Genomic DNA, 3,862 nt, shown 5'->3' on the forward strand with positions numbered 1-3,862 from the left:
TGTTAGTATGCAACATAAGAAAGTTACCTTTGTTTGATTAAGATTTCGACACCTTTATCAAAACGGGTAACTTTCTCTTTTTCAAGAAGAATGTACGATCAAGTCTGAACTAATACACTTAAGTACAACAGCCATCACCACCCAAGCTGCCGTCCCCCAACAAAAACAAGTTTCAGGCTATTACCAATACCAAGCGGGCAATGTACAAATCACTGCCCTGCTCGATGGTACAAACTTTATGTCACCAAGCTTGTTTAAAGACATTTCACAACAACAAGTTCACGAGATTTTAAAGAAATACTATGCAGATCAAGAGAAAGGCGTACAAACCTCAGTAAATGCCTTCCTCGTCAATACAGGAAAATCTCTGGTATTAATCGATAGCGGTGCAGCGAGTTGTTTCGGCTCACATTTAGGTTCAGTTTTAAGCAATCTAAAAGCATCAGGCTATCAACCTGAACAAGTTGATACCATTTTACTCACACATCTACATCCCGATCATGTCTGTGGAATCAGTAAAGATGGCGTTGCCAATTTCTCTAATGCGACAGTCTATGTATCTGATGATGAAGCAAAATATTGGTTAGATCCCAAACAAGCAGCGAAACTTCCAAAAGACAAGCAAGCTAACTATCAAGGAACAGTGGAAAAAATTAAACAAGCCATTGCACCATATCAAACCAAGCAACGCTTTAAAACGTATAAACTCGGAGATGACATTCAAGGTTTTAAAGTCATTAACACGGCGGGACATACACCTGGGCATTTTAGCTATGAATTAAAAACCAAAGATGAAAACGTGGTGTTTATTGGAGATATCGTACATTCACATACTGTGCAATTTGATAAACCTGAAACGGCAATTGAATACGATATAGACCCGAAAAAAGCCGTTGAAACGCGTTTAAAGCAATTCGCTGATTTTGCTAAAAATGGACAAACCATCGCTGCACCACATTTACCATTTCCGGGGATTGGGCATATTTATTCAGCAGATGGTAAAAGCTATCAATGGATTCCAACTCATTTCAAAGATTAAATACATTAACTTAGAATTAGCCCATCAAAAAAGCGACCTTCACAGTCGCTTTTTTTATCACTTCATTCCAAAGATCAGTTTCAATCCAAGCAAAGTCATCACCCCACCTGCAATACGATCAAAAACAGCCTTAGATTTTAAATACACTTTGCGAGGACCTTCTGCTGACAATGCAACAGCCACTAGCGAATACCAACCTGCATCAATAAAGAAACACAAAATTGGCAACACCACATAGAAATACGTTGGGATTTCTTTCGGCAATAACGCGGTAAAAATACTGGCAAGGATAATCGCAATTTTGGGGTTACTGAGTTGGGTAATCAGCCCTAAACGAAATGCTTGCGTATAACTCATGGTCTTGACTGCTCCATTTACAGCTTCCATTGGTTCTTTAGCGTGTTTAATAATTTTATAAGCGAGCCAAAGTAAATACAGACCACCAAAGATTTTCAAAGCCAAATATGCTGAAGGCACAGCCAGCAAAATTGCTTGTAGCCCCATCACTGCAAGCAAACCAAATAATGCTGCACCCGTGCCCGTACCAAGCGCAGTAAATAAGCCATGTTTACGTGAAATCGCAATTGAGTTTTTGGCAACATAAATAAAGGTAGGACCAGGACTAATTGCCCCCAACATTAATGCCAAAGCAATAGAGCCTAAAATCAATAATGATTCCAAGATAGACCTCAAGATTAGAATAATTTTCAACTATTTATTTTACTTAAAAAACCATAATAGAAGATATAATTTTTTTGATTTATGTTTATAAATTTAAGGATTTTTCAAGCAATTTGATATTTAGTAAAAAACCAAAAATAGAGTAAAAACTCAATTTAATTTTAATATCAAACAGTTAAAACATAGCATATGAACAGTAAAATTTTATTGTGCATCCATTTTTTCTATTAAAGTTTTTTTCTGATAATAATTTATCATCGATTTTTAGCAGAACTTTCATATATTTTTAAAACACATAATCCCATAATAAAATTACGGCTTTAATTTTCTTTAGAACTACAACCGAGGCACATCAGATGCAAAATAAAAGACTGAAAACATTAGACCACTCTAAATCACATCTTTGGATTGTAGGTGGAGGCATAGCTGGTATGGCTGCTGCTGCTTTTGCGATTCGTGATGCTAAAGTGCCAGCCGAACATATCCATATTTTAGAAGAGTTGAATGTTTCTGGTGGTTCGATGGATGGTGGACATAATCCGCTTAATCCGAACCAAGCATGGGTCACACGTGGTGGGCGTATGCTAACTGATGAGACTTATTTGTGTACTTGGGATTTATTTTCAAGCATCCCGTCTTTAGAAAATCCAGACATTTCTGTTCGTGAAGAATGTCGTGAATTTAACGAACAAGTTAAAACCAATGCTCAAGCACGTTTGATCGACTCAAATCATATTATTGCAGAAGCTCAAAAATTGGGATTATCAACGCTCAACCGTGCTCAAATGTTACGGCTGTTAGCATTAAAAGAAGATCGTATTGGTAGTCGCCGTATTGATGAATTTTTTGATGATGCATTTTTCCAAAGTAATTTTTGGCGGATGTGGCGAACCACGTTTGCCTTTCAAAAATGGCATAGCGCAGCAGAATTACGCCGTTATTTTTTACGTTTCATTCAAGAATTACCACGCATCCATACCTTAGCAGGCGTGAAAAGAACCAAATACAATCAATATGATTCAATGATTCATCCGCTACAACGTTGGTTGGTGGAACAAGGCGTTGATGTTCGTTTCGGTAGTTATGTCACAGATGCAGACTTTGTCGAAGATGCCCAAACGAAGGAACGTAAGGCAACCCAACTTTATGTCAACATTCCAGAAGGCACTGAACAAATTCAACTGGGTGAGCATGATCTTGCGCTCTTTACTTTAGGTTCGATTACGGCTGATTCACGTTATGGCGATAAATTCGATGTTCCTGAGCTGATTCGTGATCGACAAGATCATGGCTGGCGTTTGTGGGAAACATTGGCTCAAAAAGCCCCTGATTTTGGTCGCCCAATGACCTTCTATGGCAACATTGATGAGCATAAATGGAAATCCTTTACGCTCACCATGCATGATGATGTGCTGCTAAAACGGATTATTGATTACACAGGAAATGAACCGGGTACAGGTGCACTCATGACTTGGTTTGAATCTGGTTGGCATCTATCTGTGGTCGTTCCAGCTCAACCGCATTTTGCTGACTTACCAGAAGGGAAATTCACCTTATGGGGTTATGGTTTTGAAATTGACCATATCGGCGATTACATTAAAAAACCGATGAGTGAAGCGACAGGTCAAGAGATTTTAATTGAGTTGATTCATCAACTTGGTCTCGATGACATTTTGGATCATGTGTTGGCACATACTGACATTACCACAGTAATGATGCCTTATGCCTCTGCCCTATTTGCATGTCGTAAAGCAGGTGATCGTCCATTGGTCATTCCAGAAAATGCAGTCAACTTTGCTTTCTTAGGTCAATTCGTAGAGCTTGAAGATGATGTGGTTTTCACGGTGGAATATTCCGTACGTTGTGCCATGATTGCCATTTATCAGCTCTTGGGTGTCGAACGTGAAATTCCAGAGATTTACAATGGTTTACTCGATCCTAAAGTTGGCTTAAATGCTTTGGAAGCAGTTTTTCATTAAATTTTAAAAAGCCATAGGGTAAATTGCTGCCCTATGGTTATTCAACTTATTTTGATAAAACGATCTTTGTACACGACAAAAAAAGATGGTGGTGTTTCAAAAAGTATGCTGAAACAAAGCAGGTTGAATTTTGATAAAATAGAGAAATGCGAATAACTCTAGA

General features: G+C 38.2%; 3 protein-coding genes. 2 read left to right on the top strand and 1 reads right to left on the bottom strand.

Annotation, left to right across the window (positions count from 1 at the left end):
* The first annotated feature begins 97 nt into the window (after window positions 1–97).
* Window positions 98–1,039 carry an MBL fold metallo-hydrolase gene (locus tag NO346_RS07470; protein ID WP_371924534.1) on the top strand — a complete coding sequence of 314 codons (942 nt, stop codon included), beginning with the start codon at window positions 98–100 and terminating at the stop codon, window positions 1,037–1,039.
* Between the two features lie 57 nt (window positions 1,040–1,096).
* Here NO346_RS07470 and NO346_RS07475 read toward each other — a convergent pair whose 3' ends face one another.
* A complete protein-coding gene (locus NO346_RS07475) occupies window positions 1,097–1,723 on the bottom strand; it encodes a LysE family translocator (RefSeq protein ID WP_256414768.1) in 627 nt (208 codons plus the stop codon).
* 353 nt (window positions 1,724–2,076) lie between these two features.
* On the opposite strand from NO346_RS07475, the gene NO346_RS07480 reads away from it, so the two are divergent.
* Window positions 2,077–3,699: an oleate hydratase gene (locus NO346_RS07480; RefSeq protein ID WP_256414766.1), complete on the top strand. Its 1,623-nt coding sequence runs from the start codon at window positions 2,077–2,079 to the stop codon at window positions 3,697–3,699.
* The last annotated feature ends 163 nt before the right edge of the window (window positions 3,700–3,862 follow it).

The organism is Acinetobacter sp. 5862 (assembly GCF_024494585.1).
Classification (GTDB): domain Bacteria; phylum Pseudomonadota; class Gammaproteobacteria; order Pseudomonadales; family Moraxellaceae; genus Acinetobacter.